At 66.2% G+C, this 19,659-nt stretch carries 17 protein-coding genes; 9 read left to right on the top strand and 8 right to left on the bottom strand.

Going from position 1 to position 19,659, the window contains the following annotated elements; translation table 11 throughout:
• The first annotated feature begins 10 nt into the window (after positions 1-10).
• Positions 11-1,399 (top strand): NtaA/DmoA family FMN-dependent monooxygenase, encoded by a 1,389-nt coding sequence (locus ACZ9J7_RS05925; RefSeq protein WP_476207839.1) that lies wholly within the window; start codon positions 11-13, stop codon positions 1,397-1,399.
• 414 nt (positions 1,400-1,813) lie between these two features.
• Here ACZ9J7_RS05925 and dctA read toward each other — a convergent pair whose 3' ends face one another.
• Together dctA and ACZ9J7_RS05915 are read right to left on the bottom strand one after the other, a co-directional pair.
• Positions 1,814-3,124, bottom strand: a complete 1,311-nt coding sequence (dctA, locus tag ACZ9J7_RS05920; RefSeq protein WP_476207837.1) for a C4-dicarboxylate transporter DctA — start codon at positions 3,122-3,124, stop codon at positions 1,814-1,816.
• Positions 3,125-3,180: 56 nt separating this feature from the next.
• Positions 3,181-4,317, bottom strand: a complete 1,137-nt coding sequence (locus tag ACZ9J7_RS05915; protein WP_476207835.1) for a PrpF domain-containing protein — start codon at positions 4,315-4,317, stop codon at positions 3,181-3,183.
• A gap of 128 nt (positions 4,318-4,445) precedes the next feature.
• Here ACZ9J7_RS05915 and ACZ9J7_RS05910 point away from each other — a divergent pair, with 128 nt between their 5' ends.
• Positions 4,446-5,351: a LysR family transcriptional regulator gene (locus ACZ9J7_RS05910; RefSeq protein WP_476207833.1), complete on the top strand. Its 906-nt coding sequence runs from the start codon at positions 4,446-4,448 to the stop codon at positions 5,349-5,351.
• 44 nt (positions 5,352-5,395) lie between these two features.
• Here the strand turns inward: ACZ9J7_RS05910 and ACZ9J7_RS05905 are convergent, their stop codons facing one another.
• The 5 genes from ACZ9J7_RS05905 to ACZ9J7_RS05885 form a co-directional block, all read right to left on the bottom strand.
• Positions 5,396-6,355, bottom strand: coding sequence for a serine hydrolase domain-containing protein (locus ACZ9J7_RS05905; RefSeq protein ID WP_476207831.1), 960 nt, complete (start codon positions 6,353-6,355; stop codon positions 5,396-5,398).
• 75 nt (positions 6,356-6,430) lie between these two features.
• Positions 6,431-7,549, bottom strand: coding sequence for an ABC transporter substrate-binding protein (locus ACZ9J7_RS05900; protein WP_476207829.1), 1,119 nt, complete (start codon positions 7,547-7,549; stop codon positions 6,431-6,433).
• A 33-nt stretch (positions 7,550-7,582) separates the two neighbouring features.
• Complete coding sequence (locus tag ACZ9J7_RS05895; protein WP_476207827.1) at positions 7,583-9,367, bottom strand: ABC transporter permease; 1,785 nt, start codon at positions 9,365-9,367, stop codon at positions 7,583-7,585.
• Entirely contained in the window at positions 9,364-10,461 is a 1,098-nt protein-coding gene (locus tag ACZ9J7_RS05890) for an ABC transporter ATP-binding protein (protein ID WP_476207826.1), read from the bottom strand. The genes ACZ9J7_RS05895 and ACZ9J7_RS05890 overlap by 4 nt, the downstream gene beginning before the upstream one ends.
• Positions 10,462-10,500: 39 nt before the next feature.
• Positions 10,501-11,592 carry a PrpF domain-containing protein gene (locus tag ACZ9J7_RS05885; protein WP_476207824.1) on the bottom strand — a complete coding sequence of 364 codons (1,092 nt, stop codon included), beginning with the start codon at positions 11,590-11,592 and terminating at the stop codon, positions 10,501-10,503.
• 319 nt (positions 11,593-11,911) lie between these two features.
• On the opposite strand from ACZ9J7_RS05885, the gene ACZ9J7_RS05880 reads away from it, so the two are divergent.
• The 5 genes from ACZ9J7_RS05880 to ACZ9J7_RS05860 all read left to right on the top strand — a co-directional run bounded on the left by ACZ9J7_RS05880 (position 11,912) and on the right by ACZ9J7_RS05860 (position 16,613).
• Positions 11,912-12,580 carry a GntR family transcriptional regulator gene (locus tag ACZ9J7_RS05880; protein ID WP_224023586.1) on the top strand — a complete coding sequence of 223 codons (669 nt, stop codon included), beginning with the start codon at positions 11,912-11,914 and terminating at the stop codon, positions 12,578-12,580.
• A 122-nt stretch (positions 12,581-12,702) separates the two neighbouring features.
• Entirely contained in the window at positions 12,703-14,163 is a 1,461-nt protein-coding gene (gene tcuA, locus ACZ9J7_RS05875; RefSeq protein WP_476207821.1) for an FAD-dependent tricarballylate dehydrogenase TcuA, read from the top strand.
• Positions 14,164-14,203: 40 nt separating this feature from the next.
• Positions 14,204-14,839: a GntR family transcriptional regulator gene (locus ACZ9J7_RS05870; protein WP_476207820.1), complete on the top strand. Its 636-nt coding sequence runs from the start codon at positions 14,204-14,206 to the stop codon at positions 14,837-14,839.
• A gap of 332 nt (positions 14,840-15,171) precedes the next feature.
• A complete protein-coding gene (locus tag ACZ9J7_RS05865; RefSeq protein WP_476207818.1) occupies positions 15,172-16,086 on the top strand; it encodes an intradiol ring-cleavage dioxygenase in 915 nt (304 codons plus the stop codon).
• 95 nt (positions 16,087-16,181) lie between these two features.
• Positions 16,182-16,613 (top strand): hypothetical protein, encoded by a 432-nt coding sequence (locus ACZ9J7_RS05860; protein WP_476207816.1) that lies wholly within the window; start codon positions 16,182-16,184, stop codon positions 16,611-16,613.
• Position 16,614: 1 nt separating this feature from the next.
• On the opposite strand, the gene ACZ9J7_RS05855 is transcribed toward ACZ9J7_RS05860, so the two are convergent.
• The gene (locus ACZ9J7_RS05855) at positions 16,615-17,589 is read right to left on the bottom strand and encodes an alpha/beta fold hydrolase (protein ID WP_476207814.1); all 975 of its coding nucleotides are present in this window, start codon (positions 17,587-17,589) and stop codon (positions 16,615-16,617) included.
• Between the two features lie 174 nt (positions 17,590-17,763).
• On the opposite strand from ACZ9J7_RS05855, the gene ACZ9J7_RS05850 reads away from it, so the two are divergent.
• Both ACZ9J7_RS05850 and ACZ9J7_RS05845 read left to right on the top strand, forming a co-directional pair.
• A complete protein-coding gene (locus tag ACZ9J7_RS05850) occupies positions 17,764-18,798 on the top strand; it encodes an LLM class flavin-dependent oxidoreductase (RefSeq protein WP_476207813.1) in 1,035 nt (344 codons plus the stop codon).
• A 406-nt stretch (positions 18,799-19,204) separates the two neighbouring features.
• Positions 19,205-19,648 carry a hypothetical protein gene (locus ACZ9J7_RS05845; protein WP_476207811.1) on the top strand — a complete coding sequence of 148 codons (444 nt, stop codon included), beginning with the start codon at positions 19,205-19,207 and terminating at the stop codon, positions 19,646-19,648.
• Positions 19,649-19,659: the final 11 nt, after the last annotated feature.

The following is a 19,659-nucleotide window of genomic DNA, read 5'->3' as shown; positions in this document are numbered from 1 at the left end:
GGGGAAAATCATGACACAGCACACCCGTGCTAAATCCGACGTCTTTACGCCGGACCAATTCACGCCGAGCGGCCAGATCCAGTTCGGCGTCTTCTTCCAGGGCGTCAATTCCGGCACCATCTGGAAGGCCCCGGAATCCGGGTCGCAGACGGACTTCGAATCCTTCCGCCGCATCGCCCAGACCGCCGAACGCGGGCTCTTCGCCGCGTTCTTCCTGGGCGAAGGCCTGCGCCTGCGGGAGCATCTGGGACGCCCGCACGCGCTGGACGTGGTGGGCCGCCCGGATGCGCAGACCATGCTGGCCGCCCTGGCATCCGTCACACAGAACATCGGCCTGGTGGCCACGCAGAACACTACGTACAACGATCCTGCGGACCTGGCCCACCGGCTGGCCTCGCTGGACCTGCTCTCCGGCGGCCGCGCGGCGTGGAACATCGTGACCACGGACAACGCCTGGACCGGGGCGAATTTCCGCCGCGGTGGCTACCTGGACCACGCGGACCGGTACAGGCACGCTGAGGCGTTCGTTGAAACGGCCAAGCGGATCTGGGATTCGTGGGAAACGCCGGCCGGCCCTGCCCGCCGGGTGCTCCATGAGGGCCGGCACTACACGGTGGATGTGACGCCGCGGCTCCCGCGGAGCGCCCAGTACCGGCCGGTGCTGTTCCAGGCCGGCGACTCGCCCGAAGGCCGGAACTTCGCCGCCCGGCAGGCGGACGTCATCTTCTCCGCCCACCCCAAATTCGATGATGCCGTGGCGTTCCGCAAGGACCTCGTGGAGCGGTCCCTGGCCGCCGGGCGCGGGGCCAACGCCGTCCAGATCATGCCGGCCAGCGAGTTCATCCTGGCGCCCACCTCTGCCGAGGCCGCGGAGAAGAAGGAGTGGGTGCGGAGCCTGCAGATCGGCCCGCAGCAGGCCATCGCCTACCTGGAGCAGTTCTGGGGCCGCGAACTCTCGGCCTACGATCCCGACGGGCCGCTGCCCGAGATCGATCCGGCGGTGGAGGAAACGTCCGAGACCCGCGGCAGCGGTTTCCACGGCGCCAAGGCCCGGCAGCTGGCGGACCAGTGGCGGGCCGAGGCCAAGGACAAGGGGCTGTCCATCCGGCAGTTCGTCACCTCGAAGACCGCGCGGATCGATTCCACGTTCACCGGCTCCTACACGGCGGTGGCGGACCAGCTGGCCGAGTACGCGCGGGTGGGTGCGGTGGACGGGTTCAACATTTCACCGTGGCTGGTCCCCAGCGGGCTGGACGACATCGTGAACCACCTGGTGCCGGAGCTGCAGGAACGCGGCGTGTACCCCACGGAGTACCGTGGCACCACGCTGCGTGATCACCTGGGCTTGGAGACTCCCGTGCGTTCCGCTGACGGGGCTGTTGCGGGGGTCCGCGCCTGATGCGCTGGGCTGTGCTTGCCGGCAGGGGCGGTTTTGTTGGGAAGGCTGGTTTCGCTGGAAGGGACGACGACGGCGGCAAGGCGGGTGCCGTCGTCGACCCTTCCGCGGGGGCTGGTGCTGTTGTGGCTGGCGTGTCCCATACCGTCAGCCTGCAGCTGACGGTATGGGAGCAGTGGGTTTAGGGCCCGCTGTGCGGTGCCGGACCCAGCGACTGGGCCGCTAGTCGGTTTCCGGGCTTTGGCAGTAGAAGCACGTGCCGGCGTCGCAGTCTTCCGCTGTTTCCTGTTCCGTTTGGCGCTCACTCATTCCGGGTCCTTTCCGTGGGGATTGTGAAGTAGCACCCCTTGCAAGGGTTTGCCCGGGACCCCTGCTGGGATCCCGGGCAAACACTGGGGGTGGTGGCCTGCAGGCCGGTTAGTGGGCCAGGGCCGGTTCGGCCAGCTGGATCTTTTCCGCCTCGGTGGGCACGAAGCCCGCCTGCAGCTCGGAGCGGAGCTTGGCCATGTCCAGCTCACCCTGCCACTTGGCGATGGCCACGCAGGAGACGATGTTGCAGACCGTGCTGGTCAGGGCGCGGGCCTCGCTCATGAAGCGGTCGATGCCAACGATGAGGGCCACGCCGGCCACGGGGAGGGTGGGCATGACCGTCAGGGTCGCCACCAGGGCCACGAAACCACTGCCGGTGACGCCCGCCGCGCCCTTGGAGGTCAGCAGCATCATGCCGAGCATCAGCAGGATCTGGCCCCAGCTGAGGTGGATGTCGCAGGCCTGGGCGATGAACATGGAGGCCAGGGTTAGGTAGATGGCCGTGCCGGTGAGGTTGAAGGAGTAGCCGGTGGGGACCACGAGGCCCACGACGCTGCGGTCGCAGCCGATCCGTTCGAGCTTGGACAGCAGGCGCGGCAGGACCGGTTCGCTGGAGGACGTGGCCAGGACGATCAGGAATTCATCCTTGAAGTAGCGCAGGATCTGCCACAGGCTGAAGCCGGTCATCTTGGCCAGGATGCCCAGGCCCACCGCCACGAAGACGATGCAGGCGGCGTAGAAGGCAAGGATCAGCATGCCGAGGTTGCCGATGGAGTGGGCGCCGTACTTGCCCACGGTGAAGGCCATGGCACCGAAGGCTCCCAGCGGGGCCACCTTCATGATGTAGCCGAACATGATGAAGAGCAGCTTGTTGAAGCTGTTGACCACGTCCAGTGCCAGCTTGCCCGGTGCGCCGAGCTTGCTGAAGGCGAAGCCGCACAGCAGGGCAATGACCAGCACGGGCAGGACTTCACCGTCGGCGAAGGCGCCAACGAAGGTGGTGGGGATGATGCTCAGGATGAAGTCCACGGGGTTGCTGCTGGGCAGCTGCGTGGTGTACTTCTGCGCCACCGAGGAGTCCAGGTGCGTGGGGTCGATGTGCATGCCGGCACCGGGCTGGAACAGCGTCACCGTGGCCAGGCCCAGGGCCAGGGCGAGTGCGGTCAGTGCGTAGAAGAGGCCCAGTGAACGGATCAGGGTGGGGCCCACCTTCTTGGTGTCCCGCAGGGAGGTGATGCCTCCCACGATGGTGCAGAACACGATGGGGGCGATCATGAACTTCACGAGTTTCACGAAGCCGTCGCCGATGGGCTTCAGGGACGAACCGAGGTCCGGCCACAGTGCGCCGACGACGACGCCGAGGGCGACTCCGATGAGTACCTGGACATACAGGTGTCCGAGGATGGATTTGATCTTCATTGAACAACTTCCTGCTTGGTGCGGCCCCTTAATAATGGGGCAAAGAGGTGGGGGGTTTAGGCGGACAGCTCGGCGGCGGGGGCCACGTCGATGTCTGCGGTGGCGATGTGGCGGGCTGCCCGGTGGAGGGCCACTTCGCTGACGGCGCCGGTGTCATCGGTGATGATTTCGGCGGTGATCACGCCGGCGGGCGTCCCGACCCGCAGCAAGCGGGGGGTTCCGGCGGTGGGGGGCAGGCCTGCTGCGTTGGCCACGACTGACGATGGCAGCGAGGCCGCAAGGGCCACGGCCACGGCTGATGTGAGGCCGATGGCCGGGTGGGGTGCGAGCATGGACAGCATCCGCACCCGCACGTCGTGGCTGCCGGCGGTGATGGTTGTGCCGTCCGCGGCGATGTAGTCGCCGGCGGGCGCCACTACGCCGACTTTCGGTACAGCGTTCTGGGGCGGATCCTCAGGCTTCCGCAGCCTCATGATGAGGCCGGCCGATGCCCGTGCCGCGATGAGGTCCGGCAGTTGGGCGGTCAGGTTGTCCGTCATTGAGGAAAGGTCGACGCCGGCCTGGTCGGCTGCGAGGAGCACGGCAGGGGCGCCGGCGTCCACCATCGTTGCGGCCAGGGTCCGGCCGTTGACCTGGAGCTGGTCCACCGTGTTGCCGGTAGGCAGCAGTGCGCCGGTGTTCTGGCCCCAGGGGCCGTGGAACGAGAGGCTGACGGGAACACCGGCGGCGCTGCTGCCGGGAACCCGGGCCAGGCCGGACTTGGGAATGTGGCCGCCGGGAGTGGGAACCGATCCGCTGAGCACCGCGCCGGAGGTGACGTGGCGCATGCGGACCTTGGTCATGCCGTCCCGGGCGGGAACGATGCCCGTCTGGACTGCGAACAGGGCAATCGCGGTGGCGCAGTTGCCGCAGTTGGAACCGAGCTCCACGGTGGGGTCACCGATTCCCACCTGGGCGAAAAGGTAGTCGAGGTCTGCCTCGGCACCCGGTGTTGCCCAGATGACTGCAGCCTTCGACGTGGTGGACGTTCCGCCGCCGACGCCGTCCAGCTGCCGCGCATCCGCTGCGCCGAAAGCGGCTGACAGCAGTGCGGGGATGTCCTCGCGGGTGGGGGCGTGGAGGGCCACGTCCCTGGCATCGAAGAGCCAGCACTTGCTGGTGCCGCCCCGGTACCAATGTCCTTTGAGTCCCACTGTATTTCTCCCTCGTAACTTGCAGGTGCTCTACTTCACAGCACCTTGTACTTCTACGATCCGGGATGCGAGCCTTCAGCACAATCACAAATAAATGGACGACTATCTACTTTTGCTAAACTCAGTACATGGCAATCCTCGATCTCCACCGGCTCCATGTGCTCCGCGAGGTGGGCCGTTCCGGCTCCCTGACGTCCGCTGCGGCCGCCCTTTCCTTCACCACCTCGGCGGTCTCGCAGCAGATCGCGAAACTTGAGCAGGAGATGGGTGTGGTCCTCATCGAGCGCCATCCCCGGGGCGTGGTCCTGACCGAAGCGGGGCACGCCCTGCTGCACTACGCGGACGACATCGACAGGACCGTGGAAGCTGCCCGCGCCGAAATGGGGGAGTTCGCGGGCCTTCGGCGGGGCCAGCTCCGGCTTGGAACCTTCCCCACCGGCGGAGCCTCCCTGATGCCGGACGTGGTGCTGGCGTTCCGCGCCCGCCACCCCGAGGTGGCAGTGACGGTGGTCAGCGCCCGCCGGGACGGCCTGCTGGAACGGCTGCGGCGGCGGGAAATCGAACTGACGCTGCTGTGGGACTATCCCTGGCAGCAGATCGAGGACCCCGACCTGGCCCTGGTCAGGCTGACCAACGATCCCACCGTGCTGCTGGTACCGCGGGAGCACCCCATAGCGAAACTGGGCTCGGTCCGCATTGGCTCCTTGAGCGACCAGGAATGGGTGGTGCGCGACGAGCACCCCGTGGCCGACGTCCTCAGCCGGGTATGCCGTGACGCCGGGTTTGAGCCGCGGATCGCGTTCGCTGCCAACGATTACCAGGAGACACAAGGCATGGTGGCCGCCGGCATCGGGATTGCCCTGGCGCCCCGGCTGGCCCTGACGGCCCTGCGCCCCGACGTCGTGGCGGTCCCCCTCGCCGGGTCCCCGAAGCGCCGTATCCTCCTGGCCCACCTTGAAAACCGGCGGCTCAGCCCCGCGGCGCAGCAGGCAACCAAGGTGTTCCGGTCCATCGCCAAGGGCGCGGCGTCCTGACACAGGAGGGTGCCGCCGTCGTGCGCTTACCTCCCCGTTGACGCCTACCGGGCCAGTGGGCCGGCAACCAACGCACGGGCAAGCTCCATGAATTCGGCGTGGGTCACCGGAGCCGGGGACGCCGTCGAGCCCGCCGTACGGGTGTTCCGGGCGATGGCGAAGCTGTCGCTGACGAAGCGCCGGTGCACAATGACGCTGCGGATTGCCGGCAGGACCAGCAGGAACTGGCCGTAGTTGCCCGCAGCCAGGAATGACCCCTCCCACTGCGGGCCCGGCTCCCGGGGCAGCCACCACAGGTAGCCGTAGTCGCAGGTGCCAAAACCGGTGGCCGGTGACATGTCGGCGCGCCTGACCTGGGTGGCCACGCTGTCCCTGGCCCACTCCGGGGGGACTAGCTGCCGGCCCTCCCACTGCCCGCCGGCAGCCATCAGCAGCCCGATCTTGGCCAGGTCCCGGGCGGAGAGGAAGAGGTGGTAGGCCGGGAAGGCGGACTTTTGGGCGTCCCCGAGCATGCGCTGGCGTGTGGGGTCGTAGTCGTCGAATCCCAGCGGACCGGCCAGATACTTCTCGAACGCGTCAAACACCGTCAGGCCGCCGGCCTTCTCGAAGATCGCGCCGGCGGCGTTGAAATCCCAGTTGTTGTAGACGAAGTACTGACCCGGCGCTTTGGTGCCGCGGGGAGGGAAAGCATCCTCGTCACTGCCCGGACTGGAGGGCGGATGGTAGACCCCCGACCGCGAGGTCAGGAGGTCACGGAGCCGCGCCGTCTTCTCGAGGGGCAGCAGGCCGCCGGTGTCATCGATCCCTAGCGCGCCCAGCGTGTCATCCAGGCTGACCGTGCCGGCTGCCACCTGGATGCCGAACAGGATCGAGAGCAGGCTTTTGCGCACCGAGGCGACGTAGCTGGCGCGGGTGGTGTCGCCGAGTTCGACGACGGTCCTGCCGTCCTGCAGGACCAGCAGGGACGAGGTGTTCCGGGGCAGCGGAAGTTCCGGGGCGGTCACAGGGGCTCCTGAAGGGTGGGTTAACGGCACTGGGGACCCGGCGGTGGCCGGGTCCCCAGGTATGGAACTACAGGGTTACTTGGTGTAGCCGAACACCTGGTTCCACTTGGCAAGATCGTCCTTGCCGTAGGTCACGGCGTCGGTGTTCTGCATGCGGTACACCTTGCCGGAGTCGACTGCGGGGAGGGTCACGCCCATGATGGTGGGCGGTGCCACGTCGGTGCGGACCGGGTATTCACCGATCTGCGCGAAGACCTGCTGGCCCTGCTTGGAGAGGTTGTAGTTCATGAAGACCTTGGCGGCTTCCACGTTCGTCGCGGTGCCCGTCATGCCCAGGTAGTAGTCGTAGGAGACCAGTCCTTCCTCGGGGACAATGAACTTGACCGGAGCCTTGTCCTGGACGGCCGAGATGTTGGTACCGCTGATGGTGACCGTGCCGACAGCGACTTCACCGCGGGCCAAGGCGGTGGCTTCAGCGCCCAGGGAGTCGTAGATCTTGGGCTTCTGCGCCGCGTACTTGGCGAAGTAGTCGCCGCCCATCTTGGTTTCCATGAACCTGTTCAGCGCCGCGGTGCTGCCGCCCGAACCGCCCTGGACGATGCCGATCTTGCCTTGCCACTTGCCGCCGACGGCATCCGCCCAGGACTTGGGGGCATCGGCTTCCTTCACCAGCTGGGTGTTGTAGCCCAGGGTGTAGACGGAGTTGAACATGCGGGTGAACTGGCCGCCGTCCACGGAAACGTCCTTGAGGGCGGAGGCGCCGGGAACGTCATAGGCCTTCCAGACCTTGGCGTCCTCCATGGACTTGGCGATCCGGTAGTCGGACGTGCGGATGACGTCGGCGCTGAGCTTGCCGGCACCCTGTTCGGACAGTACGCGTTCGGAGAGCTTGTTCGGGGTGAGCCGGACAACGTTGACCTTGACGCCGGTGTCCTTGGTGAAGGCGTCCACCAGGGCGCTTTCAGAGGAATCGGTGTAGCCGGAGTAGAGGGACAGGGTCTGGGTCTTGGCCTTCTCGTAGGTGGCCTTGTCCGCGATGGATTCGCCGTTGATCACCAGTCCGTTGTCGGTGTTCACCGCCGCGGTGGCCGTGACGACGCCGGCGCTCTGGGCGGCGCTTCCGCACCCGGCCAGGCTGAGGGCCAGGATCACTCCGGCGGCGGTGAGGGCGGGGCGTTTGGACGCTAACTTCATTGTGGGTGTCCCTTTCAAAGGTGGGGTGGAAGGTCAGTTCTTGGTCTTGCGTTCGCCGCCGACTTTTTGGGCGATGACGGCGAGGATTCCGATGACGAGGCAGTACAGGACGCTGACGGCCGCAGCTGCCTGGCTCTGGCCGTTGTCGAAGTTGTCGAACACGAGGATGGACAGGATCCGGGTGTTCGAGGTGAAGAGGAAGATGGAGGCGCTGAGCTCACGCATGGAGAGCATGAGGAACAGCAGGAACGAGGACATGATGCCCACCCGCATCAGGGGCAGGGTGACGTCCAGGACGGACCTGGTCCGGCCGGCGCCAAGCATCACGGCGCTGTCCTCGAGGTCCTGGTCCATCTGGAGCATTGAGGCGGAGACGCCGCGGTAGCCCTGGGGCATGAACACTGCCACGCAGGCGACGGCGAGGATCGCCAGGGTGCCATAGATGGGCAGGGGAAGCAGCAGCCAGGTCCAGAGCAGTCCGATGCCCATGACGATGGCGGGGACGGCCAGCGGAGTCATGGCCACCAGTTCGATCAGGCGCCCCACCTTGGACTTGGTGCGGTACCGGATGTAGGAGGCGATGAAGCTGAGGGTGGTGCCGGCGAAGGCTGCGATCAGGGCCACCAGGACACTGTTCTTGAGGGCGAGCTGGAAATCGTTGGATCCGAGGACGTCGCCCAGCTTGGCGAAGCTGAGGGCATTCGCTTCAAGCAGCTGCGACATCGAGGACACGAACGGGGTGGCCTGCATGGACGCGGCCAGCAGGGCAATCATGGGCAGCACCACGGAGACTGCGAAGTAGGCCAGGGCGATAATGGTGAAGGGCCAGCGCATCTTGCGCAGCGGTACCTGGCGGGGACGGTTGCCCTTGCCGGTCATGGTGGTGAATTTGCGCTTGTTGATGGTGCGCTGCTGGATGAGGGTCACGGCCATCAACGCAACGGTCAGGATCACCGCGACGCTGGCCGCCTGGTTGCTCTTGGCCGGGGTGGCGCTCATCAGGCGGTAAATGTAGGTGGGCAGCGTGTCCACGCCGGCGGGGTTGCCGATGACCTGGGCCACCGGGAAGTTTTCCATCGTCAGCGCGAAGACCAGGACGGCGGAGCCCAGGATGGCCGGCAGGGCCAGCGGCAGGGTGACGGTCCGCAGCATGGTGCGCAGGGGAGCGCCGTGGACGGTGGCTGCCTCTTCGAGGTCGGCGTTCATCATCGACAGCGAGCTGTGCAGCAGCAGGAAGGCGTACGGCGCGTAGAAGATTCCCAGCACGAACACCAGGCCCGGCAGGCTGTAGATGTTGATCGCGGCATCAATACCCAGGTCGCGGAGGAAGATGTTGATGTAGCCGGCGCTGGGCGAGCACAGCAGCGACCACGCCAGGGCGCCCACCAGGGCCGGGATGAACATCGGCGCCATGCCGATGAAGAAGATGAACTTCCGCCACGGCGCATCGGAACGTGCGCACACGAAGGCCAGGAAGGCGCCGATCAGCAGGGCGATGAGCGCCGAGCCTGCTCCGACCATGAGCGAATTGACCAGGGCCCCGAGTGCTTCCGGGGTGGCCAGCAGCGCCAGGTTGGACAGCGTCAGACCGCCCAGGGAGATGCTGCCCGGCCGGGGAACGCTGTCCGAGAACGCGGCGAGCAGGACCAGGGCCAGGGGAAGGACGATGAGGACGCCGAGGATGACCAGGACGATCAGGCCCGGCGTGTTCTTCCGGAGGCCCGAGAGGGTCCGGGCAGCGCGGTAGTCCCGGGGCGCCGGCTTCGGTGCCAGGCGCGCCTCGGCGCGGGTGGCTGCCTCGGTGGTCTTGAGGCTCATGCGAGGACCTCAGCCGGCAGGATCTGGACTTCGCGGGGGTTGACGGTGACCCACACGCGGTCCCCCACTTTGTGCTGTTCGCCGCGGCGCAGTCCGCCCAGGGCGTCCAGTTCGGGTCCGGATTCCAGTTGGATCGCGTACCGGATGTCGTTCCCCTGAAAGCCCGCCACGCGCACCGTTCCCGGCCACGAGTTGGGGTGTTCGGTGGGCATGGCGGTGATCTGCAGGTCCTCGGCCCGAATGCAGACCTTGGGGGATGTGCCGGCGTCGCTGGCCTGCTGCGCCGACTGGATGGTGAGCTCGCTGTTGGTGATGCGTGCGGTGGTGGACCCGGTGGCGGTGCCCTCCGGGGTGCAGTCCATGATGTTGGAAACACCGAGGAAGTGGGCGATCGAAGCGCTGGCTGGCGCCTCGTACATGTGCTGCGGGGCGCCCATCTGCACGATCCGGCCGCCCTGGAGCAGGGCGATCCGGTCTGCCAGGGCGAAGGCTTCGTGCTGGTCGTGGGTGACGTACACGCAGGTGAGCCCCAGCTGGAGCTGGATTTCACGCAGTTCAACCCGGAGCCGGTCACGCAGGCGGGCGTCAAGGTTGGACAGCGGTTCGTCGAGCATGAGCACGCTGGGCCGCATGACCAGGCTGCGCGCCAGGGCGACGCGCTGCATCTGGCCGCCGCTGAGCAGGCTGGCGCCGCGGTCGGCGTAGGGCTCCAGGCCCACCAGCGTGAGCGCCTCCAGGACGCGCTCATCGATTTCGTTCTTGGAAAGCTTCTTCTGCTTGAGGGAGTAGGCAACGTTCTGGGCCACCGTCATGTGCGGCCACACCGCGTAGGACTGGAAGACCATGCCGACGTTGCGCTTGTTCGGGGGCAGGTTGATGCCCTTTTCGGAGTCGAAGACCACGACGTCGTCGATGATGATCCGCCCCGAGGTGGGCTCCTCCAGGCCGGCGATGCAGCGCATGGTGCTGGTCTTGCCGCAACCGGACTGGCCCAGGAGGACCAGGGCCTCGCCGTCTTCGATGTCGAGGTTGAGGTTTTCGATGGCAGTGAAGCTTCCGTACTTCAGCTGCAGGTTTTGAATGCTGATTTTCATGGCTGATTCCTTGGCTGGGTTTGTCCGGTAGGGGGTTCTTCAGTCGCTGGGCACCAGGATGGTGCTTTCGCTGATGACGCGGGCCGAGCGTTGAAAGGAGACTTCAGCGGGATCGGCTGCATCCAATGCCAGCGCCGTCTTGCCTTTCAGTAAGTGGATAAAAAGTCCGGCCTCCGCTGCCGGAACTACGCTGCGCTGCACCACGCTGCCTGTTGTGCCCGAGGCGGCGGCGACGGCGACGGCGCTGGTGAGGCCGATGGCGGGGTGCAGCGCGGTCATTGAGATCATCCGGGCCGAGATGCCGGTTGCGCCTGCGGGCGGAGGCCCCACGACGCCAACCTTCGGAATGGAAGTGAGGTCCTGCGGAAGACCCATCCTGCGGGCAGCCGCTGCGCGCAGCTGCGGGGCAAGCCGGACCAGGGCCTCCAAGGCTTCCTCGCTGCCGGTTGCGTCCAGCCCCAGGTCGTGTGCGTCGAAGAGCGCGGCCGGGGCTCCGGCGTCGATCAGTGTCGCCCGGTACCGCTTCCCGTCGACCTCAAGCTCATCCGTGGCGCTGCCCGTCGGGAACTGTGCACCGTAGCTGGACCAGGAGGCTTTTTGGAAGATGACGTCGATGGGGACGCCGGGGTAGTGCTGGCCGTCGAGGCGCCGCCCGCCGTAGGCCGGCACCTGCGCCCCCGGTGTGGGGATCTCGCAGACCAGGCGCAGCCCGGTCACCGTGTTCAGGATGGGGACCCGGGTGACTTCCCCGGTGGGAGCGACCAGCCCGGCATGGAGCGCGTACAGGCCCAGCGCGGTTGCGCAGTTGCCGCAGTTGCTGGCCCACTCCACTGCCGGCTTGTCGATGGCCACCTGGGCGAACCGGTAGCGGACCGTTCCGTCCGGGTCGGTGCCGGCCACAGTGATCGCTTTGCTGGTGGTGGACGAGGCGCCGCCTACTCCGTCGATCTGGCGAAGGTCCGGCGAGCCGAAGGTGCGGATGAGGAGACGGTCCGTCTCCAGGGCGTCGGCCGGAAGGTCTTCGTCCCGGAATATCCAGCACTTGCTGGTGCCGCCACGGACGAGGGTGGCCGGTACCGGGGTGACCGGGAGGGTGCCGGCCTGCGGCTCTTCCCTGAATAGAAGCGTCATTGGTTCTCCTGAAATACCCCGCCCTGCCGTGTGCAGTCGCCGGGTAAATGTTCAAAGCTCGGCCAACCGGAATCCGGAAATCGGCCTGCTGTATGGCGTTGGTCACAAACGGTATACCGTTTGTATGAGTTAAGCAACAGTCCTTTGAATATGAATACCAACACGGCGCTGAGGGCGCCTGCCAGCTTTGGCGGGTGTGCGATAAATTGGCACGGTGTTCACAGCGCGCCGGAACGGTATGCAGTGCGTTAGAATTGCGGCTAAAGGTATGGCGCCGGCGCGCCCTGCCGCTTGTTTCCATGAAGACCGGAGGCCGCCCGTGGCGTCGCAACCAGAGACAAGCCCCTACCTGATGATCAGGAACGCCATCATCTCGCAGGAGCTGCCTCCCCGTGCCCAGCTCGTCGAAAGCGCCCTGGCCAAGAAGTACAACGTCTCCCGGACGCCCATTAGGGAAGCATTGCGGCGCCTTGAAACCGAGGGGCTGGTGGAGCGCTACGGTTCACGCATGCAGGTGCGGGAGTACCGCCCGGAGGAGATGCTGGACCTCTATGAGGTGCGGACTTTCCTGGAGGAGGCGGCCGCAAAAACTGCTGCTCTCCGGCATACAGACATGGACCTGATGCTGATCGACCGCGCGCACCAGGCCATGGTCACCCTTGATTTTGATGCTGCCACTCCGGCTGAACTGGCCGCCGCCAACCGCACCTTCCACGAGCGCATCTGGGCCGCCAGCCACAGCGCCGCCCTCCTTGACCTGCTCGACCGGATCCTGGTCCACTTCATCCGCTACCCCGGCACCACGCTCTCCACCAAAGAGCGCTGGGACCGCGTACTGAAGGAGCACGAGGAGCTGCTGGTGGCTATCCGCGCCCGGAACGCGGAGGAGGCCGGCCGCATCGCCAGCGCCCATATGGACGAGGCAAAGAACATCCGCATCCAGATGTACATCGACGCCCAGGAAATCAGCAGCCCGCGCCTGGGATAGCCATAAATCCGGCTTTAAACCTCTCCCGCCGGACCCGTAAAGCCTGCGCCAAGACGCTATTGCATGCGACGGCATACCTATGTATACAATCGTGTACAGCGATGGAGCTGAGGAGATTGATGATGATCAAGAGCGACGTTTTGGTAGTGGGCGGCGGCAACGCCGGATTTGCGGCAGCACTTGCAGCCGCCGAGCATGGACGCAAAGTGGTCCTGCTCGAAAAGGCACGGGAAGCCGCATCGGGCGGTAACAGCTTCTACACCGCCGGTGCCACGCGCATCTCCCACGACGGGCTCCAGGAGCTGATCGAATTCGTGGAACCTGATGAGCGGCACGCCGCCAGCGAGGTCCCCGCCTACACCGCCGCCGAATACCTTGCCGATCTGTCCAAGGTCTCCGAGGGGCGCAACGACCCCGAACTCTCCGCGGTCCTGGTCAGCGAAAGCAACCCGACCCTGCGCTGGCTTCAGGGCATGGGACTCAAATACCGCCTGATGTATGAGCGCCAGGCGTACCGGACCGAGGACGGCGGGTATCTGTTCTGGGGTGGACTGCACGTGGGCAACGTGGGTGGCGGCAAGGGGCTCATGGCCGACCACCGTGCGGCCGCGGAGCGCATGGGCGTTGAGGTCATCTACGACTGCGCAGCCACCGGCCTCATCCAGGAGGACGGCCGCGTGTGCGGCGTCCGGTACCGCACCTCCACCGAAGAAGGCGAACTCCGGGCCGAGTCGGTCATCCTCGCCGCGGGAGGTTTTGAAGCCTCACCTGAACTGCGCCGCCAACACCTGGGGGAGGGTTGGCAGAACGCGAAGGTACGCGGCACGCCGGGCAACACGGGGGAGATGATCCTTGCGGCCCTCGAGGCCGGGGCGGCCAGGGGCGGCGACTGGTCCACCTGCCACAGCGTGGCCTGGGACGCCTGGCACCCGGAGAACGAGAGCAACCTGGAGCTCACCAACCAGCTCACCCGCGGCGGGTACCCGCTGGGCATCGTGGTGAACAGCGAGGGCAAGCGGTTCGTGGACGAGGGCGCCGACTACCGCAACTACACCTACGCGAAGTACGGCCGGGACATCCTTGCCCAGCCGGGATCGGCTGCCTTCCAGATCTTCGACGGCTCCTCCCGCCCCATGCTGCGGGCGGAGGAGTACGACATGCCGGGCGTCTCGGTGGTCACCGCGCCGACCCTCGCCGAGCTGGCACAGAAGTCCGGCATCAGTCCCGAGGGCCTGGAGGAAACGGTGCAGGACTTCAATGCTTCGATCACTGAGGGTGCGCCTTTTGACCCCAACGTCAAGGACGGACGACGTGCCGAGACCCAGCCGCCGAAGAGCAACTGGGCCCGCAGCATCTCCACCGGCCCGTTCTACGCTTTCCCGGTGACCTGCGGCATCACCTTCACCTTCGGGGGCCTCAGGACGGACACCTGGGGACGCGTGCTCACCGAAGACGCGGAGCCGCTCGAAGGGCTGTATGCCTGCGGGGAAGCGCTGGGCGGACTGTTCAGCGGAAACTACCCCGGCGGCTCCGGGCTTGCGGCGGGCGCTGTCTTCGGCCGCCGCGCCGGCTCCATCGCCTAAACAACCTAGCAGCCCCACCAAGAACGGAAAAGAGGAAAAAGTGGCCAGTCCTATCCATCAGCGGCTCCGCGAGGATGTTCTCGCGAGTGTCTTTGCGCCTGACGAGCCGCTTACGGAGGCCAAGCTCACCGAGCGCTACGGGGCTTCCCGGACGCCCGTGCGGGAGGCGCTGCAGCGGCTTGAGCAGGACGGGCTGGTGGAACGGCGCGGCAAGGCGGTGGTGGTCCGCACGCATTCGGCCGAAGAAATCATCGACATCTACGAGTCGAGGATCATCCTGGAGCAGGCCGCGGCTGCCAAGGCCGCCGTCAAGGCAACTGCCCTGGACCGCCAGTTGCTCGCGGGGCTGCTGGCGCAGATGCAGCAGCTCGATCCCAGCGACGGCCGGGCGCTCGCCGAAACCAACCGCGCCTTCCACGCCCAGCTGTGGCACGCCACGCACAGCCCGTCGCTGATCGGCCTGCTGGAACGCCTGGACCAGCAGGTGCGCCGGTACACCCTCACCACACTGACCCACCCGGGACGGTGGCCGGTGGTGCTGGCGGAATACGCCAGCCTGCTGGCCGCCATCGGGGATGGCGACTCCAAACGGGCGGGGGAGATCGCCGCCCGCCACATGTCGGACGCCTTGGACATCAGGCTGAAGATGTACGCCGAAGATCCCAGGACGCTCTAGGCCGCTGACGGCCGGAGGCGTTCCTTACAAGCCCGCCGGCAGATGTTCCTGCATACTCCATCGCAACAGGAAACCCGAAAGTCGGGCGCAGGGCATCAGCCGGTGCAAAGAGGCGGGGCAGGCTCCAATGGGCCTGCCCCGCCTCGCTTTCCCGGCGCCTTATGCGCCGGGCCGCCTTCGCTGGAACGGACGACGACGGCGGCGGGCGGGTGCCGCCGTCGTACGCTCTGCGGGGGGGGCTGGCTTCCCGTGGCGAAGCGCCCGTCCGGACACACAGCAACGGCACAGCAGCAACCAGCCCAAGGCATAGCCCCGTGCGGTTTCCTTGCATCATGACCACGTCACGCACACCCCGCCAGCCCGACCTTGACCAGCCGCACCCCGACCACGACCGGGGGCTGGAGTTCGACCTGAACACCCTGGTGAGCCGCAGGTCCCTGGGACTGTTCCTCGGGGCGAGTGGTGCGGTGGCCGCGCTCGCCGCCTGCACGCCCGCCGGAACCACGGGCTCTGCCTCGCCGGCAGCAAGCACGGCGACGGCCGCCACGTCCTCCGCGTCGGCCACGGCCACGGACGCCGCCACCGCCACTCCGACGCTGACCCGGGCCATCGCTGAGTGCGGCGTGGAAATCCCGCAGGAAACCGCGGGCCCCTATCCGGGGGATGGCTCCAACGGTCCGAACGTCCTGGAAGCCTCCGGGGTGGTGCGGAAGGACATCACGTCGAGCTTCGGCACTGCCTCGGCAAAGGCGGAGGGCGTTCCGCTGACCTTCACCCTGACCCTCCTGGACAACGCCAACGGCTGCGCCCCGATGGCCGGTGCCGCGGTGTACGCGTGGCACTGCGACCGGGACGGGAAGTACTCGATGTACGACTCGAGCCTGAAGAACGAGAACTACCTGCGCGGCGTGCAGGAAGCCGACGCCAACGGGCAGGTCACGTTCACGTCGATCTTCCCGGCCGCCTACTCCGGGCGCTGGCCGCACATCCACTTCGAGGTGTTCGAGTCCATGAACAATGCCACCGCTGCCGGGCAGGTATTGGCGGTTTCCCAGATCGCGCTGCCGCAGGCTGCCTGCGACGACGTGTACGCCACCCCCGGGTACGAGCGCAGCGTCACGAACATGACCCGCACAACGCTCAAGTCGGACAACGTGTTCGGGAACGACGGCGGCATCTACCAGCTGGCAACGATGACCGGGTCAGCGGTTGCCGGCTACACGGCGGGGCTCAACGTGACGATCTAGGACGAAACGATCAACAGCCTCCCGGCTCTGGCGGTGCATAGCCGGGCGAACTATGCTCTCACGCATCACCCCCGCACGTTGTGAAGGGACTAATGATGAAACTGAGCCACATTCCCCTCCGCCTGGCCACCGGAGCCTTCATATTGAACGCCGGCTACAGCAAGCGGAACCTGGACAAGGACAGCGCAGCCCGTATGCAGGGCATGGGAGCCAAGGTGTACCCGCAGGTGGCCCGGATGGAGCCGGAAACGTTTGGAAAGCTGCTCAGCTACGCCGAGATGACCCTGGGCGCAACACTCCTGGCACCGTTCGTGCCGAGCCGCCTGGCGGGGCTGGGACTTGGCCTCTTCTCCGGATCGCTTCTGACCATGTACCGAAGAATTCCGGAGATGACCCTGGAGGACGGGATCCGGCCCAGCCAGCAAGGCACGGTACTGGCGAAGGACGTCTGGATGTTCGGGATCGCCCTCGCGCTGATTCTCGACCGGAACCGTACCAAGGGCTCCTCCGTGAGCCGGGCGGCCTGATTCATTGTGCAGCTGACGGTGCGCGGAACTCCTGTGGCTGCGTGACGCGCTGGATGAACTCGACCGTCTCGCGTTCGGTTTCGGCTCGGGTGGTGGGTTCGTTGTGCACCTCGTGCCGGACGCCGGGGAAGACGCGGGTGCGGACGTCGGCGTGGCCCGAATCAGCCAGGCGGTTGGCCACATGGTAGGCGCCTTCGCCGTAGTTGGTCACGGGGTCCTGGTCACCGGCGAGGATGAGGACGGGGAGTTCGGCGGGGAGCTGTTTGTACCAGTCGTCGGAGGTGACCTGGTCGTAGAGGTCCACGAAGCCCTGCAGGAACCGGGCGCTCAGCGGTGCGCCGAAGTTGTTGAAGGGGTCCCTGCCGTGGTCGGCGACGACGTCCGCATCCAGCGCGACCCAGGCCGTGGGGCCCGCGCCTTCGCCGAAACGGCCCAGGAAGCCGTCGAAGAGCTGGCCCACCAGTTCCTGGGGAGCGGGCTCGGCACCGCGCTCGCCGGAGGCAAGCCGCTCCAGTTCGGGCCGGTCGATCATTTTCTCGATGCCGCGCATCTGGGCGGCGATGCCGCAGAGGACCAGGCCGGACAGCTGTGTGCGCGGGTCCACGGCCATGCCGCGGGCGATCATGGAGCCCCAGCTGTGGCCGAACACCACGTAGGGAAGCGGGGGGAGCGCCTCCCTGGCCTTGGCCTGGAGGGTGACCTCGTCCGCGACCACCACGCTGGCGGCGTCCTCGCCGGCGTCGCCCCAGGTGCCCTGCTGCATTGCCGTGCGCCCGTGGCCGGAGTGGTCGCCCGCCACCACGATGAACCCGGCGTCCACCAGGGTGGAGATGAGGTGGAGGTAGCGGCGGGAGTGCTCGCCGAGCCCGTGGATCAGCTGCACGATGGCCTTGGGCTGTCCGATGGGTTCGTAGACCCAGGCCTGGATGGTGTCGCGGCCGTTGGCGGACGTGAACTCGATTTCCTGCAGTGACATGTGATCCTCCCGTGCCTGCGCCGTCGCTGGCTCGTGGTGAGCCTAACGCCTCGATGGACGCCGCCGTCAAGGTTGTCTTTGCATGCGGCGCGGGGCTGGGGGACATGTTGGTTCATGGTCTGGCCCAGCGCCTAGTCTGAACATCAGCCACGTCACCGGATCCTGGAGGAAGCCATGCCGCAGCCCGACCGTCCTTTGCGCAAGCTTGGCTTCCTCACCATTGGGCTGTTTGATCCTCTTGATCCAGCCGCCGGGCATGAATCGACTTTGCAGATCATTGAGCTGGGGGAGCGGCTGGGGTTCGACAGCGCCTGGCTGCGGCACCGGCACCTGCAGTTCGGGATCTCTTCACCCGTGGCGGTGATGGCTGCGGCAAGTCAACGGACTTCGCGGATTGAGCTGGGAACGGCGGTGACGCCGCTGGGCTGGGAAAATCCGCTGCGCCTGGCCGAGGACCTGGCCACGGTTGAATTGCTTGCTGGCGGGCGCATCAATCCCGGCGTGAGCGTGGGGGAGCCGATGCAGTACGACACCGTGAAGCACGAGCTGTATCCGGATACCGCGGAGGTGGAGGACTTCAGCTACGCCCGGGTGGAGCGGTTTGCCCGGTTGGTGGCGGGGGAGCCGGTGCGGGAGTTCTCGGGCAAGCAGGGCGTGGTGGAGGAGTTCTCCAACCGTGTGGAGCCGCACTCGCCAGGGCTGCGGGAGCGGCTGTGGTATGGGGCCGGCAGTACGAAGTCAGCGGCGTGGGCAGGTTCGAATGGGTTCAATCTGCTGTCCAGCAGCGTGATCTTCCCGGACAAGGACCAGGAACCGGACTTTGCCCTGGTCCAGCAGTCGCAGATCCGGGCGTTCCGTGAAGCAGCTGCGGCCGCGGGGCATGCTGGCGCCCGGGTTTCACAGGGGCTGGTGGTGATACCGACTGACTCCGCTTCCCCGGCGCAACGGGAGAAGTACCAGCGGTATGTGGACGAACGGACTCCGCGCACTGCTGCTCCGCAGGGGCCTCGGGGCATGATGTTCGCTCGAGATCTGATCGGCAGCAGCGAGGACATCGCCGAGCAGTTATACGCCCATGCCGGTTTCCAGGAGGTCGACGAGGTGGCCTTCGCCCTCCCCTTCAGCTTCGACCACGAGGACTACGTCCAGATTCTGACTGACATCGCGGGGAATCTGGGGCCAGCTTTGGGTTGGGCTGCGGCGGGGTAGCGGGGCAGCGGGAGCCCTAGCAAAGGCCCGAACGACGACGGGTTCCGATAGGCAGCAGCGCCTAGGCGCCATGAAGCCCGCACGAAAGAACTGTCAGATTTAGGCCTCAAACTGCTCGTGGGATCTGTGCAATAAGTGTCTTGCCGGCCCTATTCCGACGCGTAGCTAACCAGAGATCTGACGTCAGGTTGGGGCGTACTTCAGTCGGGAAAGTCATATGGAGCAGGATGCCGACGGGCCCGCGGGTCCGTGCTCGTTGGTGAACAACAATGGAGGTGCGGCCAGCCGCCGACCTGCGGGCAGTCTGCAATAAGAACATGGTGCGGGCGGAGCACCAACAAGCCCGGTTATCTTCTAGGGGCGTATTCTCAAGGGAAGTAACTGGATACTAGCAGGAGGCCACGGAATGGAACCTATAACACTGATACTCGCGGCATTAGCGGCGGGCGCCGGAGCAGGGGCAACTGAAGCGGCACAGACCGCCATCGGTGACGCATATGCTGGGCTCAAAGGCTTGATATTGAGACGCTTCGGAAAAGATACTAAGGCCGCGTCTGCCCTAGCCATGTTCGAGAGCAATCCTGATGACACCATTGCTTCCTACTTGAGCCCTCACCTCCTGGAGTATCAAATGGAGGATGACACGGAAATTCTGTCCTCAGCGGAGGGGCTACTTGCAATAGCCAAATCCTCGGCGAGCGGCGCTGCTTCAGTTGCCTTTACGGGCAGTATCAGCCAGCGTGCAGACCGGGGCGGAGTGGCTCAAATTGGGGGTAACACCGGATCCATTAGGACGAGCTACACCGAGGCGCCTCGTCCCAGCAGAAACCCCGGGCAGGATGATTCATAATTATGCTCTAC

The sequence above is a fragment of the Pseudarthrobacter sp. TE9888 genome, assembly GCF_056279345.1.
The sequence above is the reverse complement of the archived record's forward strand: the minus strand, read 5'-3'. Positions and strand labels throughout refer to the sequence as shown.